Source organism: Variovorax sp. Root318D1 (assembly GCF_001424835.1).
In the GTDB taxonomy this organism is placed as follows: Bacteria; Pseudomonadota; Gammaproteobacteria; order Burkholderiales; family Burkholderiaceae_C; genus Variovorax.
The window spans coordinates 78,895-98,635 of sequence record NZ_LMCQ01000023.1 but is presented as its reverse complement, the minus strand read 5'-3'; the positions used below and the strand labels follow the sequence as shown (position 1 = coordinate 98,635).

The following is a 19,741-nucleotide window of genomic DNA, read 5'->3' as shown; positions in this document are numbered from 1 at the left end:
CCTCCACGCTAAAGGCCGAGTGCGTCTTGCAATTGCCGTGCCGTCCAGCGCCTGGGCTGCTTCGGCCAGTCTTCGAGCAGCGCGAACATTCGTGCGTTGCGCGGAGCCTCCAGCTCGTGGTCTCGCGCGAGCCGCACGACCTCGCCGCTGAGCGCATCGATCTCGGTACGGCGTCCGAGCGCCAGGTCGTCCGCCATGCTGGAACGGGCCTTGGCGTCGATGCGCAGCATGCGCGCCGCGACGATTCGAAAGAGCCAGTCGGGCAGCCGCAGCACCGCGGACAGGCGCTGCGCCGGCACCGCGGCCACCTGGGCAGGCGCGATGCCGGCACGGCCGAGCACGCCCAGCGCCTCGTCGATCAGCGCGGCAAAGCATTGCCGAAAGCCACGCTGCAGCAGTTCTTCGCGCAGCGGCAGGCCAGACAGTGCATTGACGGGGTTGTTGAGGTTGAGCAGCAGCTTGCCCCATTGCACCGGCAGCAGGTCCGCGTACAGGTCGAGCGGGATGCCCGCGCCTTCGAACACTGGCAGCCACGGTCGCAGAGCCGCATCGTCTTGTGCGGCAAGCCGTCCGGACGTACCGCGGTGAAAGGCACCCGGGCCAGTCTCGGCCACGTTGTACGGCACCATGCCCGGCAGAACGTTGAGGGTGGGCCCCGCCTGCGAAGCCGCGGCACAGTTGGAAATTCCGTTCTGGAACGAGACCACCGTGGTGCCCGCGGGCAGTGCGAAGGCCAACTCGGCCGCCGCCTCTGCCGTGGCGCCACTCTTCACGCACAGGAGAACCAAAGCTGGCGTTGCGCCCACCGGCACCTGCTCGCTCACCCGCAGGCTGGCGGCAGGCAGGCGATGCGCACCGCCTTCGATGTCGCTCAGTGAGAGGCCATGGTCCGCAAGATTGCGCAGCACGCGCGGTCGGCCGACGAAGGTGACGGGGACACCCGCCGCCGCCAGGCTGCCGCCGATGAAGCAACCGATGGTGCCCGCCCCCATCACCAGCACTTCGCCGGGCGGGGGGCCGAGCACCTCGGTGCCGGCCATCAGGTGCGTTCCGCCACCCAGGCTTCCACCGATCGGAGTGCGGCCGGCACGCCCGCGGGGTCGGTACCGCCGGCCATGGCCATGTCGGCCTTGCCGCCGCCCTTGCCGCCCACCTGCTGCGCGACGAAGTTGACCAGCTCGCCCGCCTTGACCTTGCCCACCGTGTCGCTCGTGACGCCCGCGGCCACCTGCACCTTGGCGCCGTCGACCGCGGCCAGCACGACCACTGCCGTCTTGAGCTTGTCCTTGAGCTTGTCCATGGTGTCGCGCAGCGTCTTGGCGTCAGCACCGTCGAGCTTGGCGGCCAGCACCTTGATGCCGTTGACGTCCACTGCCTGCGCCAGGAGTTCGTCGCCCTTGGACGATGCGAGCTTGCCCTTGAGCGAGCCCACTTCGCGCTCCAGCGCCCTCACCTGCTCCAGCACCTGCGTGAGCCGGCCCTGCAGTTCGGCGGCTGGCGACTTGAGCGTGGCGGCCACGCTCTGCACCGTGGATTCGAGGTCTTGCAAGTAGCTGAGTGCGTTGGCGCCCGTAACCGCTTCGATACGGCGCACGCCGGCAGCCACGCCGCCTTCGCTCACGATCTTGAACAGGCCGATGTCGCCCGTGCGGCCCACGTGGGTGCCGCCGCAGAGTTCGCGGCTGGTGCCGATGTCGAGCACCCGCACGCTCTCGCCGTACTTTTCGCCGAACAGCATCATGGCGCCGGTCTTCTGGGCCGACTCCATGTCCATCACGCGCGCGTGCGTCTCGGTGTTGGCAAGGATCTCGGCGTTCACGCGCTTTTCGATTTCGAGAATCTGGTCGTGCGTGACGGCCGCGTTGTGCGCGAAGTCGAAGCGCGTCTTGTCGGCGTCGACCAGCGAGCCCTTCTGCTGCACGTGGCCGCCCAGCACTTCGCGCAGGGCCTTGTGCATCAGGTGGGTGACCGAGTGGTTGCGCATGGTCGCGTCGCGGCGCGCGGTGTCGACGGCGGCCTTGACCGTGTCGCCCACCTTCAACGTGCCTTGCGTTTGCGTGCCGTGGTGGCCGAACACGTCGGCCTTGATCTTCTGCGTGTCTTCCACGCCGAACTGCACGCCTTCAGCCACGAGCACGCCCTGGTCGCCGACCTGGCCGCCGCTCTCCGAATAGAACGGCGTGGTGTCGAGCACCACGATGCCGGGCTGGCCTTCCTTCAGTTCGTTGACGGCCGCGCCTTCGAAGTACAGCGCCACGACCTTGGCGCTTTCTTCGAGGTGCTCATAGCCGGTGAAGACGTTGCCCGCGCCGCCGTATTCGACGTTGCGGTCCATCTTGAACTTGCCGGCAGCGCGGCCCGCGGCCTTCTGCTTTTCCATGGCGGCGGTGAAGCCGGCTTCGTCGACGCTCACGCTGCGCTCGCGGCACACGTCGGCCGACAGGTCGAGCGGGAAGCCGTAGGTGTCGTGCAGCTTGAAAGCGACCTCGCCCGGCAGCGTCTTGGCATTGCCGGCCAAGGCCGCATCGAGAATCTCCATGCCGTTGGCCAGCGTTTCGAAGAAGCGTTCTTCCTCGGCCTTCAGCGTTTCGATGATGCGTTTTTCATCGGCCACGAGCTTGGGGTAGGCATCGCCCATCAGCTTCACGAGGTCAGGCACCAGCTTGTGGAAGAAGGGCTTCTTCTGGCCCAGCTTGTAGCCGTGGCGAATGGCGCGGCGCACGATGCGGCGCTGCACGTAGCCGCGGCCTTCGTTCGAAGGAATGACGCCGTCGGCCACCAGGAAAGAGGTGGCACGGATGTGGTCGGCAATCACGCGCAGCGAGTTGTTGCCCAGGTCTTTCTCGCCGGTTTCGCGCGACGCGGCCTTGATGAGCGCGTCGAAGATGTCGATCTCGTAGTTGCTGTGCACGTGCTGCAGGATGGCCGCCAGCCGCTCCAGGCCCATGCCGGTGTCGACGCAGGGGGCGGGCAGCTTCTTGACCGAGCCATCGGGCTGCATGTCGAACTGCATGAACACGTTGTTCCAGATCTCGATGTAGCGGTCGCCGTCTTCATCGGGGCTTCCGGGCGGGCCGCCCGGGATTTCGGGGCCGTGGTCGTAGAAGATTTCGGAGCACGGGCCGCAAGGTCCGGTGTCGGCCATCATCCAGAAGTTGTCGGACATGTAGCGGCCGCCCTTGTTGTCGCCGATGCGCACCACGCGCTCCGGCGGCAGGCCGATTTCCTTGGTCCAGATGTCGTAGGCCTCGTCGTCCTCGATGTAGACCGTGGCCCAGAGTTTTTCAGCCGGCAGCTTGTAGACCTCGGTCAGCAGCTCGAAGGCCCACTTGAGCGATTCGCGCTTGAAGTAGTCGCCAAAGCTCCAGTTGCCCAGCATCTCGAAGAAGGTGTGGTGGCGCGCGGTGTAGCCCACGTTCTCCAGGTCGTTGTGCTTGCCGCCGGCGCGCAGGCAGGCCTGGACCGAGGCGGCGCGAACGTACGGGCGCTTGTCTTCGCCCAGGAACACGTCCTTGAACTGCACCATGCCCGAGTTGGTGAACATGAGCGTGGGGTCGTTGCCCGGCACCAGCGAGCTGGAGGCCACCACCGTGTGGCCTTTGGAAGCGAAGAAGTCGAGAAAGGTCTTGCGAATGTCCGCGACCGTGAATGTGGGCTGGCTCATCTTTGGATTTCGTCTGCTGTCGAGGGCGGCCTGGCGATGGCGACCCTCTCGTCGAAACCACGGCGTCGAACCGACCTGACTGCTTGATTTGCTTGAACAAACGATTATAGGTTTGGCCACCGGACACGCGCCCAGAGGCCAAAGCGGCGCGGGCGCCCCGGGGAGCGCCAAAGCTGACATGGGAATTAGCGTGCAGAACCAAACGCGCCGGCCTTCGTCCTATTCATTCATTTCAAACGTGAATCAAGGAGCATGCATGGCAGGTCATGAGGCGGCACACTGGAAAATCGAGGATTTGGACTTTTCGCGCATTGCACGAGCGGAGGTCCGCCAGGACGACAATCTTTTTTACCTCGTTGCTTGCGCCTCGTTCATCGAAAGCGGCTCAGACCTGTATACCCAGAACCTGGTCGACTTTTTCCAAGGCGACGAGGAGGTTACCGCCTGGCTCACCCGCTATTGGGAAGCAGAGGAACTGCAGCACGGCCAAGCCTTGCGAGCCTATGTGTCCCACGTCTGGCCCGAGTTCGACTGGGAGACCGCCTACCGCGGGTTTCTGGAGGAATACGCCACCTTGTGCAAGGTGGAACTGCTCTCCCCAACCCGCGGGCTCGAACTGGCCGCGCGCTGCGTGGTCGAGACCGGCACCGCCACCTACTACCGTGCCCTGGCCCGCGCCACGGACGAGCCCGTGCTGCGCGACCTTGCAAGACGCATCGCGGCCGACGAGGTCAGTCATTACAAGCACTTCTACCGCTTCTTCCGCCGCTATCGGCAAGAGGAGCGGCTGGGCCGTTTTCGCGTGCTGGGCATCATCGGTCGGCGCACACTGGAGCTCAAGAGCGAGGATGCCGAATGCGCCGTCCGCCACGTGGTGCGCGCCCGATCACCCGGGCGTGCCGGCGATGCGGCTTACATCCGGCAATTGAGCGCGCGCATCAACGGCACCGTGCGCACCAACCTGAGCCCAGGTGCCACGCTCAAGATGCTGATGCGACCGCTGGAACTGCCGGCCAGGGTGGAAACCGTGATCCAGTACCCGATCAGGCAGTTCATGGAGCATGTGTTCCTACGCTGAATGGTCTACCCATGGGAGATGGGGGCTGCGATCCCAAGCCAGACTACACGGGCGATCGACTTTTTCTGACGTGGTGAGTTCGGCAAATGGGAAAAATTCACATGAAACAAGCCAAAACACCAGAGTTCAGAACAGCAACCAGCGGTCCCGAGGGATCAAAATGCCACTCTCATTTCTTTCGAGGCTGCACCGGGTGCAGCTGCCTGTCCGCGTCACCCATCCTGATGAAGTTCGAATGATCTCGGTGCTTCTCGCTACAGGCTTGGTTGAGGCTGAGTTCAGCACCATCCCATCGCATATCAGGCACGCTGAAGAGCGCGTGGCCACCGTGACCCGCATCACGGAGGACGGCTTGGCCGAACTTGGGGCGATCACCAGCTCGGCCATGTTCGCAACGCCTTTGATCCGGTTTTCAGGTGGATTGCGTTTGATGTGACTTCGCGCATGACTCGGCCGCGTGATCCAGAGCGGCGTAGTTGGTCGAGATCGCCTTGAGGACCGCCAGCACCATCGGGTCGTTCCTGCCGATCGGCATTCCGCAAATCTCGTCGCAGATCCGTTTTGCCTGCTTGTATTGAAGCTCTGTGACTTTGGCAGCGTACGCGATCCGGCGTCTCGCCATTTCGGAAAGGTCGACCGGCGAGTCGTCGCTTGTTTTCTTCTCTGCGTTGCCACTGCGGCACATGACTGATGCACAAGGCGAGTCGGATGCACCAGCCAGAGGACCGCAGCACTGGCGAGGATCCGTGACGCGTCGAATAGAGAGGCGCGCCCCGATGTTTTCGCTGAGGCTGTAGCTCAGTGTGTCGCTCCCCGATTCCCCGTTGAGCTGATCGGTGGTCATGTGCTTCCTTAGGTGAACGCCGGAGGGCCGGCCCGTATCGTCTCGACGCTGTATTTGATTGCGCCGGCGACATAAGCACATGGAAGGAATGCCCTTTCCTTCTCGTTCGGTAAGTCCTGGATCGGCACTGAAGAGTTGGGGCTTTTGTCCCCGGGCATTTGTCTCCATGGAGAAGGTGCGTACCGCTCATGCGCGGGTGCGGCGCAATTTCTACAGTGGCTTCACGACGAAACGCTTTGTCCAGGACGGGCAAAAGCAGCGCCAGTCGACCACCTCACTGGAGAACGCACATGGCCAAACAGTTCGCTCAGCTCTTGGTGTCTTCGTATTTGCTTGTGTTGCTCGCTTTGTGGTTCATCATCTGAACCATGGACCTATACTCCCGCATTCGTCTCCCGCAGGCATGCGGCCGACGTCGACAAAATGCGGGTGTAGTTCAATGGTAGAACGGCAGCTTCCCAAGCTTCATACGAGGGTTCGATTCCCTTCACCCGCTCCATCAGCCCAGGCGTCCGCGCGCCTCTCACAGGCGGCGCAAACGCCTCGACGGCTGCTTGAACCTGCAGGTTGGCTTCTTGCCCGACCTCGCCGCGGCCCCTGACGAATCGCCACGCTGCCTGGCCACGCACATCAACAGCGCGCTGGCCGGCGACGACTGCCGGCGCCCGGACAGCGCCGATATTTCCACTTCGCAGCCCCCGGCACACCGGACAGCGCCTCGGCGCCGATTTGATGGTTGTGCGGATCGCCATGTCGTCGCAGTGATGCAGCGACGCATTGTTGGCGGCGATATCGGCCACGTTCAGATATTTCTGCGCCATTGCGCGTTGCCGAAATAAGTGGCATTGGCAATTATTGCCTCGGGGCCCATTCGAGCTTCGAAGGAAAATAACTGCCGGAATGCTCAAGGCCACATTGGGCAACAAAATATCACCCATCATTTCGTGTCCTTCAACAAAAACCCCAGACTATCAAGCGAAGTTGTTGCAGAGAATCACACGACTTCAGGATTCATTGCCGGAATTTTTAAAACTCTTACAGGCCGCGGGTAGATCACAACAAATCTACTACCCGATTGATTCCCAAATTGCATAGGCCATAGGTACTAAGCCTCGGCACCCGGATCCGCTTCGGTTCCCGAGTGAGAACCGCGGATACCCAATTGACTGGCAGGCGCCTCGCATGCCCCGCATATCCCAAATGCGGACCTAGCCATCCCCAGCCTTTCCTACCGAATTTGAGCCGCGGCCTCCGGCCTGGGTCACGCCCTTGGAACGTCCCGCGCAGGCCGAAGCGCCCAGTGGCAGGCGCTTTGTCATGGTTGCGAACCCAGGAAAGGGGGCGATTGTCTCCTCCAAAAGGGGGCGCATCGCTCATGCGGGCGGAGGGCTCAATTTTTACAGTGAGTCCCATGGCTAAAAACTTATCTGTGAAAAGACACCGCTACGCAGACAGGAACCCTGACCAGGGACCGACGGCGTTCGCGGCTTCGAACTCAGCAGTAGGCACATGGCTACCCAATTCACGCGACCCAAGGTAGTACGGTTATGTAACGAGCGTTTCCGGATTGCAACGTGACAACTTATCACCTACTCCCGCCCTTGCAAAGACTCTACGATTGCCAGCGAAAAATACAAACCTACGTACTACATCCCTACTCCCCAGTTACATGTAAATCGCTGCCAATCTATTGCATGCATCTTTTATTACATCTCCCCCATGAAACCCCCACCCGTTTTGCCGGTGCAATTGGCGCCTCTCCATCTTTCATTGGATGACGTATTTGCATTGCGATTGAATTCGAAAGAATCGGGTGGTCGAGTTGCCGGTGTTTTGGAGATGGAACCGGAAAATGCAGGGTGCTGGAGGCAGTGGGTCGATACCTCGGGCCAGCTGAGTGACACCCCTTTTGCAGCAGCCTGGCTCCTGTTGCAAGCCCGCTGGCTCGGCACGCCAGAGACCGTTCTCCACGAGGCGGCGGGCAACGATTCGGCGGCAACCCGCCGCACCGACATCGCGGCGGCCTTCGATCCCGTCCAGACGGCCAGCAACTGGCTGGCCACGATCGACGCCAAGCGCCGCACCGCCGACGCGGCCTTCTCGGAAGCGACACCAAACTCCCTCTGGCTGAGCGGCAACGCCAGCGCCGCCGGCGCCCAGGCCCCCCTTCACCTTTGGCTGTCCACCGCATCGGGTGAGCCCCGCCTCCATGCCGACGCGGCTGCGAACCTGCTCGATGCGGCCACGGCAGCGCAATTGCTCGCGGCCATCGCCGACACCGCCGCCGACCTGATGGACCGTGCCAATACACCACTGGGCGAGATTCGCACTCTCTCGCCGGTCGACCGCGCGCAGCAGTTGTCCACCTGGAACGCCCCCCTGTCTCCGCTGGACCGCCGCCTCACGGTGGTCGGCATGTTCGCGCGCCAGGCCGCCGCCGCGCCCGACGCCATGGCCCTTGTCGAAGGCGATGCGCGTATGAACTATGGCGAGCTCGACCGGCAGTCGGACCGCCTCGCGCACCGTTTGCAGCACCTCGGCGTGCGCGCGGGCGACAGCGTCGGCCTGGTGTTCGAACGTTCGATGGCCGCCGTGGTCGCGCAGCTTGGCATCCTCAAGGCGGGCGCCGCCTATGTGCCGGTGCCCGCGGATTTTCCGGCCGAGCGCCTCGCCTACATGCTCGACGAGGCGGACGCACGCCACGTAATCGCCTCGTCGGCGCATCGCCACCTCGTGCCGGCGTCGCGGACTTTGGTGCTGCTCGACGAAGCCGAGGCTGCGGAGCTCTCGCCCTGGCGCGAGCCGGCCATCGACGGCGAATCGGTGGCGTACGTGATGTACACGTCGGGCTCCACGGGCACACCCAAGGGCATCGAGATCTGCCACCGCGCGATCCTTCGCCTCGTGGTCGGTGTCGACTACGCCGACCTGGGGCCGGGACGCGCCGTGCTGCACGCCGCCCCGCTCGGCTTCGATGCCGCGACGCTCGAGATCTGGGGCCCGCTGCTCAATGGCGGCTGCTGCGTCATTCACGACGAGCGCGTGCCCACGGGCGCAGGCCTTGCCGCCACCATTGCGCGGCACGACGTGCACACCGCCTGGCTCACGGCCGCGCTGTTCAACGCCGTGATCGACGACGACCCGGCGCATCTCTCCGGTCTACGGCATTTGATCACCGGCGGCGAAGCGCTCTCGGTGCCGCACGTGCGGCGCGCGCTGGCGGCGCTGCCGGAGCTCACGCTCAGCAACGGCTACGGACCGACCGAATGCACGACCTTCGCGGCCACCTACCGCATTCCGCGCGCGTTGCCGACAGACCTGCGCTCGGTGCCGCTCGGCCGGCCGATCAAGGACACCGTGCTGCGCGTGCTGAGCCCCTCGATGGCGCTGCTGCCGACGGGCTTGATCGGTGAGCTCTGCATCGGTGGCCATGGCCTCGCGCGCGGCTATCTGCGGCAACCAGAGCTCACGGAAGAACGCTTCGTGCCCGATCCGTTCGGCGAAGGGGGCGAGCGCCTCTACCGCACAGGTGACCTTGCGCGCTGGCTGCCCGACGGCACGATCGAATTCATCGGGCGCCGCGACGGCCAGGTCAAGATCCACGGCCACCGCATCGAGACTGGCGAGGTCGAGGCGGCCATCCTGGCCCACCCCGCCGTGCAGGCTTGCGCAGTGATGGCACGGCCCGATGCCGACGGCCAGCTGCGCCTGGTGGCTTACCTTGTCGCGCGCTCGCACAAGATCTCGTGGGACGCGCTGCGCTCCCACTTGGCCGCACGCCTGCCGGCGGCGCTGCTGCCCTCCGCGCAAGTCTGGCTCGACCAGCTCCCCGTCACGCCCAACGGCAAGCTCGACCGCAGGGCTCTGCCCGAACCGGTGGGCGACCGCCCCGAGCTCGCACAGCCGTTCGAGGAGGCGCGCAACGCCACCGAGCAGCGCGTGTGCGAAGCCTTTGCGCGCGCGCTGCACATCGGCAAGGTCGGGCGCCACGACAACTTCTTCGATCTTGGCGGCGATTCGCTGCGGGTGCTGCAGGTGCTGGCCGAATTGCAGCGAGACAGCGCGCAGCCGCTGTCGACCACGCTCTTCTTCCGGCATCCCACGCCGAGCGCCATGGCGGCCGAGCTGGCGCCTGCAGCGGCCGATGCGGAGCCTGTGCCGGCCACCGCGCCGCGCGCGCCGCTGTCGCGCCACGAGAGCGCAGACCTGTCGGACGCCGTCGCCCTGATCGCCACCGCGGGCCGCTTCCCTGGCGCGGCGGACGTCGAGCAGTTCTGGGACAACCTCGTCGCCGGCCGCGACACCATCAGCTTCTTCGACGACCAGACGCTCGACGCCGGCGTCAGCGAAGCCTTGCGCAGCGACCCCGCCTACGTAAGGGCTCGCGGCGTGATCGAAGGCATCGAGAACTTCGACGCCGCCTTCTTCGGCATCGGCCCGAAGGAAGCCGCGCTGATGGATCCGCAGCAGCGCGTGTTCCTCGAGATCTGCTGGGAATGCCTCGAGCGCGCGGGCTATGTGCCCGACGCCGCGCCCGGCCCCGTCGGCGTGTATGCCGGCATGTACAACGCCAGCTACTTCCAGCGCCACGTCAGCACGCGCCCCGACCTCATCGAAGCGGTCGGCGAGTTCCAGGTGATGCTGGCCAACGAGAAGGACTACATCACCACGCGGGTGGCCAACCGGCTCAACCTCACCGGACCGGCGGTCAGCGTGCACACCGCCTGCTCGACCTCGCTCGTGGCCGTGGCCCACGCCTTCCATGCATTGCGCACCGGCCAGTGCTACATGGCGCTGGCTGGCGGCGCCTCGGTCACCTGCCCGACGCGCAGCGGCTACCTCTACCAAGAGGGTTCGATGCTCTCGCCTGACGGCCACACGCGCAGCTTCGACGCGCAGGCCCAGGGCACGGTGTTCAGCGACGGTGCCGCGGTGGTCCTGCTGAAGCGCCTGTCCGACGCGCTGGCCGACGGCGACACCATCTATGCCGTGCTGCGCAGCGCCTGCGTCAACAACGACGGCGGCAGCAAGGCCAGCTTTACCGCGCCCAGCGTGGACGGCCAGGCGGCGGTGATCCGCGCGGCGCTGGCAGCGGCCAACTTGGATGCGCGCAGCATCTCGTACGTGGAGGCGCACGGCACCGCCACGCCAATGGGCGACCCGGTCGAAGTCGAGGCGCTGACCTGCGCCTACGGCGAGCACACCGACGCGCTGGGCTATTGCACGCTCGGCTCGCTCAAGAGCAACGTGGGCCACATGGTGACCGCCGCGGGCGCCGCCGGGCTCATCAAGACCGCCCTCTCGCTGCACCATGAAGTGATTCCGCCGACCGCGCATTTCAGCGCGCCCAACCCGGCCATCGACTTCGCGCGCACGCCCTTCTACGTGTCGCCCAGCCTGCAGCCATGGCCGCGCGCCAGCGAGCCGCGCCGTGCCGGTGTCAGCTCTTTCGGTGTCGGCGGAACCAACGCGCACGTCATCGTCGAAGAGGCCCCCGTGCGGCCCGCATCGACCTGTGCGAAGGGCCCGCAGGTGCTGCCGCTGTCGGCCCGCTCGGAGGCGGCGCTGGCCGTGGCCACCGAGCAGCTCGCCGCGCACCTCGAAGCGACGCCGGGCCTGCCGCTGCCCGACGTCGCCTACACGCTGGGCGTCGGCCGCAAGGCCCACCCATTCCGCCGCGCCGTGGTGGCCAGCGATGCCGCGGAGGCCGTGGCCGCGCTGCGCGGCAACGACGGTCCGGGGCGCGTCAGCGGCCGCATCGATGCGCGCGCGCCGCAGCCGGTGCTGATGTTCCCGGGCCAGGGCGCCCAGTACGCGGGCATGGGCAAGAACCTGCATGCGAACGACCCGGTGTTCGCCGCCGCATTCGACACCTGCATCAAAGCCTTCGGCGATGCTGTGGACTACGATCTGCGCGCGCTGATGTTCGGCTCCGACGCGCAGGCGCTGGTGCCCACGGCCGTCACGCAGCCCGCAATCTTCACGCTCGAATACGCATTGGCACGCCGGCTGTTGTCGCTCGGTGCGCGGCCGCATGCGCTCATCGGCCATAGCGTCGGCGAATTCGTCGCCGCGGTGCTTGCGGGCGTGATGCGCCTGGAAGACGCCGCCCGGCTCGTCGCCCGCCGCGGCGCGCTCATGCAGGCGCAACCACCGGGCGCGATGCTGTCGGTGCGCATGGGCGCGACCGAGCTCGCGGCCAGACTCGGCCCGTCGCTGTCGCTCGCCGGGGACAACGGGCCCACGGCCTGCGTGGTTGCAGGACCGTTCGATGCCATCGAAGCCCTGCAGGCCGAGCTGCAGAAGGACGACATCGCGGCCCGCCCACTGCAGACCTCGCACGCCTTTCACTCGTCCATGATGGACGGCGCCGTCGCACCCTTCGAAGCGCTGGTCAGCGAAGTGGCGCTGCATGCCCCGACGATCCCGATCTTCTCGACGCTCACCGGCCGACTGCTCGAAGACGCGGAAGCCACCAGCGCGGCCTACTGGGCGCGCCACCTGCGCAGCACCGTGCAGTTTTCGCCGGCGGTGCGCAGCGCCATGGCGCATGCGTCGCGGCCGCTCTTCGTGGAAGTCGGCCCGCGCAACACGCTTGCCACGCTGGTGCGCCAGCACGGCGCGAGCGAAGTGATGTCGCTCCTGCACTGCGAGCCGGGCGACGAGGCCCGCACGCTGCGGCTCGCCCTGGCCCGCCTCTGGACTTGCGGCGCCGACGTCGAGCTGTCGCGACTCGCCGTTCGCGCTGGCGCACAGCGCGTGCGCCTGCCCACCTATCCCTTCGAGCGCAAGCGCTTCTGGGTCGACATCGCTACCCCCGCGGCGAGCCCGGCCGCCGCGCCGCTCGCCTTGCCTATCGACGTGCCGGCTGTCGCACAGCCTGCGCCCACGCCTTTCGTTCCACCTCTTTTCCTGGAGCCGACCGTGACTGCTGCAGTGCCCCCGCCAGTTCTTTCTTCCGCCTCCACGCCGGCCGGCGAGCCCATGGGCGCGCGGCTGCGGTCCTTGTTCGAGGACATCTCCGGCATCGACATGGCGCAGGCTGAGGGCCACGCCGCTTTCGGCGAGCTCGGCCTGGATTCGCTCACGCTGACCCAGGTTGCCACGCAGATCAAGAAGCGCTTCAAGGTCAATTTGAGCTTCCGGCAGCTGATGGAGAACTACCGCTGCTTCGACACGCTCGCCGCGTTCCTGCAGGAAAGCCTGCCGCCCGAAGCCGTGGCTGCGGTGGCCGCGCCTGCAGTGCCGGCCACCCCCGTGGCCGTGCCGGCCTCGGTGCCAATGGCCATGCCAGCGGCCGTGCACGCCGGCACCCCGGTGCAACAACCGGCCGCGTACCTGCCTTCGATGAACGCAGCGGCCACCATCAACGCCATCGGGGCCACGCCGCTTGCGCAGCTGGTGGCGCAGCAGATGGAACTGATGCGGCACCAGCTCGCGCTGCTGTCGGGCATGGCAGCGGACACCGTGCCCGCCATGTCCACCCTGCCCCTGCAGCCGGCCCCGATGAGCGTCGCACCGGCACCGGTACAGGCCGCCGTCGCGCCCGCCGTGCAGCCCTTGGCCGATGAAGCCGGCGCCACGAAGGAGCCGGTGCGCTACGACGTGGCCAAGGCGTTCGGCGCCATCGCACGCATCCATACCCAGCGCACCGCCGAGCCGAGCGGCCGCCAGAAGGCCCGCTTGGCCACCTTCATGCGGCGCTATGTGGAGCGCACCCGCAAGAGCAAGGAGTTCACCGCCGCCAACCGCCCCCACATGGCCGACCCGCGCGTGGTGAATGGCTTCCGGCCGCTGACCAAGGAGATCACCTACCAGATCGTCATCGAGCGCTCCAAGGGCTCCAAGCTCTGGGACCTGGACGGCAACGAATACGTCGATGCCCTCAACGGCTTCGGCATGAACATGTTCGGCTGGCAGCCCGACTTCGTGCAGGAAGCGGTGAAGAAGCAACTCGACGCCGGCTACGAGATCGGGCCGCAGCATCCGCTGGCCGCCGACGTGACGCGGCTGATCTGCGAGCTCACCGGCTGCGACCGGGCCGGCTTGTGCAACACCGGCTCCGAAGCGGTGATGGCCGCGCTGCGCATCGCGCGCACGGTCACGGGGCGCAGCACCGTGGTGGTGTTCACCGGCTCCTACCATGGCACCTTCGACGAAGTGCTGGTGCGCGCCGGCAAGGGCGGCAAGGGCCTCTCGGCCGCGCCGGGCGTGATGAGCGGCATGTTCGGCGACATCCGCGTGCTGGACTACGGCACGCCCGAAGCATTGGCCTTCATCCGCGAGAACGCCGAGGACCTTGCCGCCGTGCTGGTCGAGCCGGTGCAGAGCCGCCGCCCCGACTTCCAGCCGCGCGAGTTCCTGCAGGAGGTGCGCGCCATCACCGAGCAGCAAGGTGCAGCACTCATCTTCGACGAGGTCATCACCGGCTTTCGCACCGCGCTGGGCGGCGCCCAGGAGCTGTTCGGCGTTCGCGCCGACCTCGCCACCTACGGCAAGGTGATCGGCGGCGGCTTCCCGGTCGGCGTGATCGCCGGCAAGCGCGCCTTCATGGATGCGCTCGACGGCGGCGCCTGGCAGTACGGCGACGACTCGATCCCTGGCGTCGGCGTCACCTATTTCGCCGGCACCTTCGTGCGGCATCCGCTCGCGCTGGCCGCGGCCAAGGCCTCGCTCGAACATCTGAAGGAAGCCGGTCCCGCGTTGCAGGCAGACCTGACGACGAGCACCGCCGAAATGGCCGGCGACCTCACTGCCTGGTGCGTCGAGGTGGGTGCGCCCATCGCTGTGCGCCACTTCGCCTCGCTCTGGCGCGTGAGCTGGCTCGAAGACCATCCGCTGCAGGACCTTCTGTTCGCCATGATGCGCAGCCGCGGCGTCCACATCCTCGACAACTTCCCCTGCTTCCTGACCAGCGCGCACAGCGCGGAAGACATCGCGACCATCTGCCGCGTGTTCAAGGAATCGGTGGCCGAGATGCAGGAGTCCGGCTTCCTGCCGCGCAGGGCCACCGTCGTCACGGGCTTCGACTACCGCCAGGTGCATGAAGAAGACGGCTCGGTGCTGGCTCGCGACATCGACGGCCAGCCCTTCTGGTACGTGCCCGACACCTCATCCCCCAATCAACAACACATCAACGGAAAGGCTGCAGCATGAACGCCGTTCTTCGTCCTCCCGCCGCGAGCGGTTTCATCGAATGCGTGATTCCCACGACGGAATCGCAACGCGAGATCTGGCTCGGCGCCTCGCTGAGCACCGAGGCCTCGATGGCTTACAACGAATCGGTGCTGCTGCGCCTCCGCGGGCCGCTGGATCGGCAAGCCATGGCGCGTGCCGTGGCCCGGCTGGTCGCACGCCATCAGTCGCTGCGCGCCACCATCACGCCCGACGGCACATGCATGCTGGTGAGCCAGCCCGGCGAAGATCCGATGGAGCAGAGGGACCTGAGCGGCTTCGCGCCCGATGCGCGCGAGCAGGCGCTCGAGGCAGCGCACACCGAAGCGGTGTGCACGCCTTTCTCGCTGGAACACGGCCCGCTGTTCCGTGCCGTGCTGTGCCGGCTCGCCGGTGACGAGCATGAGCTCATCATGTCGGCTCACCACGTGGTCTGCGACGGCTGGTCCTGGGTGGTCATCACCGAACAGCTCGGCCACCTGTATGCCGAGCAGACGGGCGGCGGACACCAGCTCCATCCCGCCCCCTCGTATTCCGACTTTGTCGCGGTGGAAGCGGCCGAAGCCCTGCACCCGGACATGCAGCCGCACGTGGACTACTGGCTCGAACGCTTCTCCGGCAGCAGCCTGCCCGTGCTCGAACTCCCCCTGGACCATCCCCGTCCGGCCACCCGCACCTTCGGATCGCGGCGGGTGGAACGACTGCTCGACCGCCGCCTCATCAACGCCCTGCGCACGGTGAGCTCAAAAGCCGGCGCCAGTCTCTTCGCGGGCCTGCTCAGCGGTTTCGTCGCCACGCTGCATCGCCTCACCGGCCAAGACGACATCGTGGTCGGAATCCCGGCCTCGGGTCAGCTCGCACGCGACATGCCCGACCTCGTCGGCCACTGCGTGAACCTGCTGCCGCTGCGCATCGCGGCGCCCGCCCAGCTGCGCTTCGATGCCCTGATGAGCGAATGCAGCACCGCCGTGCTCGACGCCTTCGAGCACCAGGCACTCACCTATGGCGCGTTGCTCGGCAAGCTTTCCCTCGAGCGCGACCCGAGCCGCCTGCCGCTGGTGAGCGTGATGTTCAACGTCGACCCCGACGTCGCGAGCAGCGCGCAGGCCTTCCCGAGGCTCGCGGTCACGCAAGACACGATCGCGCGCCAGTACGAAAACTCCGAGATGTTCCTGAACCTGCGGCCGCTCGACGGCGGCTTGCAGATCGAGGCGCAGTACAACACCAGCCTGTTCGACGAGGCGACGGTACAGCGCTGGCTCGACATCTTCGAGTGCGTGCTGCGCTCCGGCGCGCGCACGCCCGATGAAGCGATCGGCCGCCTCGAGGTGCTGTCGGCCCAAGGCGCGCAGGCGCTGGTCGCGCTGCAGCCGCCGCCCATTGCGCTGATGGGAGCGCCGATCGCGCATGCCGGCTTCCTGGCACGCGTGCCGCTGCAGCCCGAACGCCCCGCGGTGCGCGACGGCGGGCGCGTCTGCAGCTATGCGGAGCTCGATGCGAGGTCCAACCGCCTGGCCCGTGCACTGCGCGCGCGCGGCGTGCGGCGCGGCCAGCGCGTGGGGCTGTGCCTGGAGCGCAGCCTCGAGATGGTCGTTTCGCTGCTGGCCGTGCTGAAGGCGGGTGCCGCCTATGTGCCGCTCGATCCCGCGTTTCCGCAAGCCCGGCTCGAGCACTACGCCAAGGACTCCTCGATCAGCCTGCTGCTGACCTCGTCGGACGTGGTGGGCGCGCCGCGCAACTGGCGCGCCGACCCCGGCGACCGCCTGTTCGAGATCGACCGCGACACTGCGTGGCAGCAGGAGTCCGCGGACGCCTTGCCCCCCAGCGAAGACGATGCGGGCCCGGAGGACGGCGCCTACGTGATCTACACCTCCGGCTCGACCGGCCTGCCCAAGGGCGTGTACGCGCAGCATCGCAGCGTGGCCAACCTGCTCCAGTGGATGCACAGGGTGTCGGGCCTGCACGCCGGCGACCGGATCGCCGCAGTCACGACGCTGTCGTTCGACATGGCGGTGCCTGACCTCCTGCTGCCGCTGGCGACGGGCGCCGAGATCGTGATGGTGCAGCGCGACACGGCCATGGACGGCAATCGCCTGAGCAAACTGCTGGAGCAGGAACAGATCACCTTCTTGCAGGCCACGCCCGGCATGTGGCAGCTGCTGCTCGACGCCCAGTGGCCTGGCGCACCCGGCTTCAGGGGCTGGACCGGCGGAGAACCGCTGCGGCCCAGTCTCGCGCTCGCGCTGTGCGAGCGCCTCGCGGAGATCTGGAATGGCTACGGGCCGACCGAGACCACGGTGTATTCCACCGCCTGGTGCGTCGACCCCGACCTGGTCGTCTCGCGCGGGGTCTCCATCGGCCATCCGGTCGACAACACCGAGATCTGGATCCTCGACGCCGACCTGCAGCCCTGCCCTATCGGCGTGCCGGGAGAGATCTGCATCGCCGGCGAGGGCCTCGGGCTGGGCTACCTGGAGCGCCCCGAACTCACCGCCGAGCGCTTCGTCACGGCCCGCATCTTCGGCACCCCCAAGCAGGTGTACCGCAGCGGCGACCGCGGCCGCTGGCGCAACGACGGGCTGATCGAACACCTCGGCCGGCTCGACTTCCAGGTCAAGGTGCGCGGCTACCGCATTGAACCCGGCGAGATTGAAGCCCGCTGCTGCGAAGTCGCCGGCGTCTCGCGCAGCGTGGTCGTGGCGCGCGAAGACCATCCGGGCGATGTCCGGCTGGTGGCCTACCTTGCGCTGACTCCTGGCGCCAATTTTGATCTCGACGCGCTGATGGCGCACCTGCGCGAGTTCCTGCCGGCCTTCATGCTGCCGCAGCACGTAGTCACGCTCAAGGAAATGCCCACCCTGGCGAATGGCAAGGTCGACCGGGTGTCGCTGCCGCCGCCGCAGGCAGTCTCGCGTGACGAGGTGAAGCGCGGCGCGGGGCCTCGCAATGAACGCGAACGCAAGGTGCTGGCGGCCATGGAGAAAGTGCTGAGCCTGCCCGGCCTCGACATGGAGGACGACTTCTTCATGATGGGCGGCCACTCGCTGCTGGCCGCGCGCCTCACCACCATCCTGAGCCGCGAGTTCCAGATCACGCTGCCGCTGCGCTCGCTGTTCGAGGCACCCACGGCCGAGCGGCTGTCCACGGTGGTCGAAGGGCTGCAGGGTGCGGGCGTGGGCGCACAAGCGCCGCTTCCATGCAGCTTCGATCGCAAGACGGCGCCGATGACGCCCTCGCAGGAGCGCATCCGCTTCATGGAAGAGCTGCATCCCGGCCGCTCGGTCTACAACGCGCCATCGGTGCGACGCCTGATCGGCGATTTCGACGCTGCGCGCTTCGAGGCCACGCTGAAGGAAATCATCCGCCGCCAGCCGTCCCTGCGCACCAGCATGGGCACCGACCCGGCCTCGGGCGAGCTCGTCCAGGTCATCGCCGAGCAGGTGGAGTTTTCATTGCCCGTGATCGACCTACGCAGCCTGCCGGCAGACCAGCGCGAAGCCGAACTCATGGAGCGCGTGCAGGAAATGGCCGACGAGCCCTTCGATATCCATCGCGCGCCGATGGCGCACATGGCGCTCTACCAGCTGGCTGAGAAGGACCATGCCTTCATCTTCGTGCCGCACCACCTGGTGTGGGACGGTTGGTCCTTCGACCTGCTGCAGCGCGAGCTCTCGGCCATCTACGAAGCGGCGGAGCGCGGGCGCCCGCACGGCCTGGCGCCCATCGCCACCACGCACGGCGACTATGCCGAATGGCTCCAGAAATGGATGGACGAACCGGCTTGCAAGCAACAGCTGGAGTTCTGGCGCCAGCGCTTTTCGAGCGCACCGCTGCCTCGCCTCCCCAACACCGACATGCCGCGGCGCTCCGGCAAGAGCGGCCAGGGCGGTGCGCACTGGATCCACATCACGCCTGCCATGACGCAGCAGCTGCGCGAAATTGCGCGCGGCATGGACGTGACGCTCAGCATGCTGACCTTCGGCGTCTATGCGCTGACGATGAGTCAGGTCATCGGATCCAAGTCGATCGTGATCGCGAATCCGATCCGCGGCCGGCAGCAACCCGAAACCGAAGACGTGATGGGCTGCTTCAACAACGTGCTGCCGGTTTCTCTGGAGGTCGACTTCAACCTGTCCCTGCCGGCGTTCATGCGCTACGTGAAGCAGGAACTGCTCACGATGATGAACTTCCAGCAGGTGCCGTTCGAACGCCTGATGGGGCAGTCGGGACTCGAGAGCCACATCCGCGCGGTCGGCCCCTACCAGGCGATGTTCTCGTTCCAGGATGCGCGCGAGCGTCCGCGCTCAATCGGCAGCCTGCAGAACCAGCAGATGCACGTGATGCAACGCGGCGCCACCGATGACATCGGCGTCTGGCTGCTCGACAAGCCGCAGGGCATGGAAGGCGCGCTGATCTACAACGCCGACATCTACCTGCGCGAGACCGGGGCGCAACTGCGCGACCGCTATCTCGAGGTGCTGTACCGCGTGGTCGACCATTCCAAGGAAACGCTGGCGGAGCTTGCCACCACCGAAGGCTCTCCGACCGCCGCCTACCTGCGCAAGCTCGCCGCCATCGATCCGATCAAGACCTTGGCGCCGGGCAACGGAGCGGCTGGCGCGCAGAAGAACGACGACGTCCTCTTGAACCCCGAGCACGCCAAGCTCGCGCAGATCTGGGCCTCGGTGATCGGGATCGACGTCAACGAGATCCGCGCCACCGACAACTTCTTCGACCTGGGCGGGGATTCGCTGCTCGTGCTGCGGGCCATCCAGCAGACCGAGCGGACGCTGGGCTACCGCGTCAACTCGCGCCGGTACCTGTTCGAGAACCTCGCCCAGATCGCGACCTCGGGCCACCAGGCGCCGGACGGCTCCGATCTGTCGGACCCCGACAAGTTGCCGCTCGGGAACCTGAAGAGCTCGCCGCGCGGCGAAGGGTTGCTGAGCACCCTTGGCAACTGGCTGCGCAAGGAGTAACG

The 19,741-nt window shown here is 66.7% G+C and carries 8 protein-coding genes and 1 tRNA gene; 6 read left to right on the top strand and 3 right to left on the bottom strand.

Annotated elements, in window-relative coordinates; genetic code table 11:
• Positions 1 to 8 precede the first annotated feature (8 nt).
• On the bottom strand, positions 9 to 1,040 hold the full coding sequence (locus ASC78_RS21405; RefSeq protein WP_055805962.1) for a 2-dehydropantoate 2-reductase: 1,032 nt from the start codon (positions 1,038 to 1,040) through the stop codon (positions 9 to 11).
• Entirely contained in the window at positions 1,040 to 3,664 is a 2,625-nt protein-coding gene (alaS, locus tag ASC78_RS21400; RefSeq protein WP_055805959.1) for an alanine--tRNA ligase, read from the bottom strand. The genes ASC78_RS21405 and alaS overlap by 1 nt, the downstream gene beginning before the upstream one ends.
• A 256-nt stretch (positions 3,665 to 3,920) precedes the next feature.
• Here alaS and ASC78_RS21395 point away from each other — a divergent pair, with 256 nt between their 5' ends.
• Both ASC78_RS21395 and ASC78_RS21390 read left to right on the top strand, forming a co-directional pair.
• Positions 3,921 to 4,742: a ferritin-like domain-containing protein gene (locus ASC78_RS21395; RefSeq protein WP_055805956.1), complete on the top strand. Its 822-nt coding sequence runs from the start codon at positions 3,921 to 3,923 to the stop codon at positions 4,740 to 4,742.
• A 160-nt stretch (positions 4,743 to 4,902) separates the two neighbouring features.
• The gene (locus ASC78_RS21390; protein ID WP_055805952.1) at positions 4,903 to 5,178 is read left to right on the top strand and encodes a hypothetical protein; all 276 of its coding nucleotides are present in this window, start codon (positions 4,903 to 4,905) and stop codon (positions 5,176 to 5,178) included.
• On the opposite strand, the gene ASC78_RS27545 is transcribed toward ASC78_RS21390, so the two are convergent.
• The gene (locus tag ASC78_RS27545; protein ID WP_157634505.1) at positions 5,155 to 5,586 is read right to left on the bottom strand and encodes a hypothetical protein; all 432 of its coding nucleotides are present in this window, start codon (positions 5,584 to 5,586) and stop codon (positions 5,155 to 5,157) included. The two genes, ASC78_RS21390 and ASC78_RS27545, sit on opposite strands and share 24 nt — an antisense overlap.
• A gap of 425 nt (positions 5,587 to 6,011) precedes the next feature.
• Here ASC78_RS27545 and ASC78_RS21380 point away from each other — a divergent pair.
• From ASC78_RS21380 to ASC78_RS21370, 4 genes are all read left to right on the top strand, one after another.
• Positions 6,012 to 6,085: transfer RNA gene (locus tag ASC78_RS21380), tRNA-Gly, on the top strand.
• A 55-nt stretch (positions 6,086 to 6,140) separates the two neighbouring features.
• Positions 6,141 to 6,425 (top strand): hypothetical protein, encoded by a 285-nt coding sequence (locus ASC78_RS27755; RefSeq protein WP_157634504.1) that lies wholly within the window; start codon positions 6,141 to 6,143, stop codon positions 6,423 to 6,425.
• A gap of 880 nt (positions 6,426 to 7,305) precedes the next feature.
• Positions 7,306 to 14,742, top strand: coding sequence for a type I polyketide synthase (locus ASC78_RS21375; RefSeq protein ID WP_055805947.1), 7,437 nt, complete (start codon positions 7,306 to 7,308; stop codon positions 14,740 to 14,742).
• Positions 14,739 to 19,739, top strand: coding sequence for a non-ribosomal peptide synthetase (locus ASC78_RS21370; RefSeq protein ID WP_055805944.1), 5,001 nt, complete (start codon positions 14,739 to 14,741; stop codon positions 19,737 to 19,739). Before ASC78_RS21375 ends, ASC78_RS21370 begins: the two co-directional genes overlap by 4 nt.
• The last annotated feature ends 2 nt before the right edge of the window (positions 19,740 to 19,741 follow it).

What these genes read in the sequence shown, in the direction of transcription:
- ASC78_RS21390 (WP_055805952.1), top strand. Translation starts at nt 4,903, where the DNA reads ATGCCACTCTCATTTCTTTCGAGGCTGCACCGGGTGCAGCTGCCTGTC.
- alaS (WP_055805959.1), bottom strand. Translation starts at nt 3,664, where the DNA reads ATGAGCCAGCCCACATTCACGGTCGCGGACATTCGCAAGACCTTTCTC.
- ASC78_RS21405 (WP_055805962.1), bottom strand. Translation starts at nt 1,040, where the DNA reads ATGGCCGGCACCGAGGTGCTCGGCCCCCCGCCCGGCGAAGTGCTGGTG.
- ASC78_RS21395 (WP_055805956.1), top strand. Translation starts at nt 3,921, where the DNA reads ATGGCAGGTCATGAGGCGGCACACTGGAAAATCGAGGATTTGGACTTT.
- ASC78_RS27545 (WP_157634505.1), bottom strand. Translation starts at nt 5,586, where the DNA reads ATGACCACCGATCAGCTCAACGGGGAATCGGGGAGCGACACACTGAGC.
- ASC78_RS21375 (WP_055805947.1), top strand. Translation starts at nt 7,306, where the DNA reads ATGAAACCCCCACCCGTTTTGCCGGTGCAATTGGCGCCTCTCCATCTT.
- ASC78_RS21370 (WP_055805944.1), top strand. Translation starts at nt 14,739, where the DNA reads ATGAACGCCGTTCTTCGTCCTCCCGCCGCGAGCGGTTTCATCGAATGC.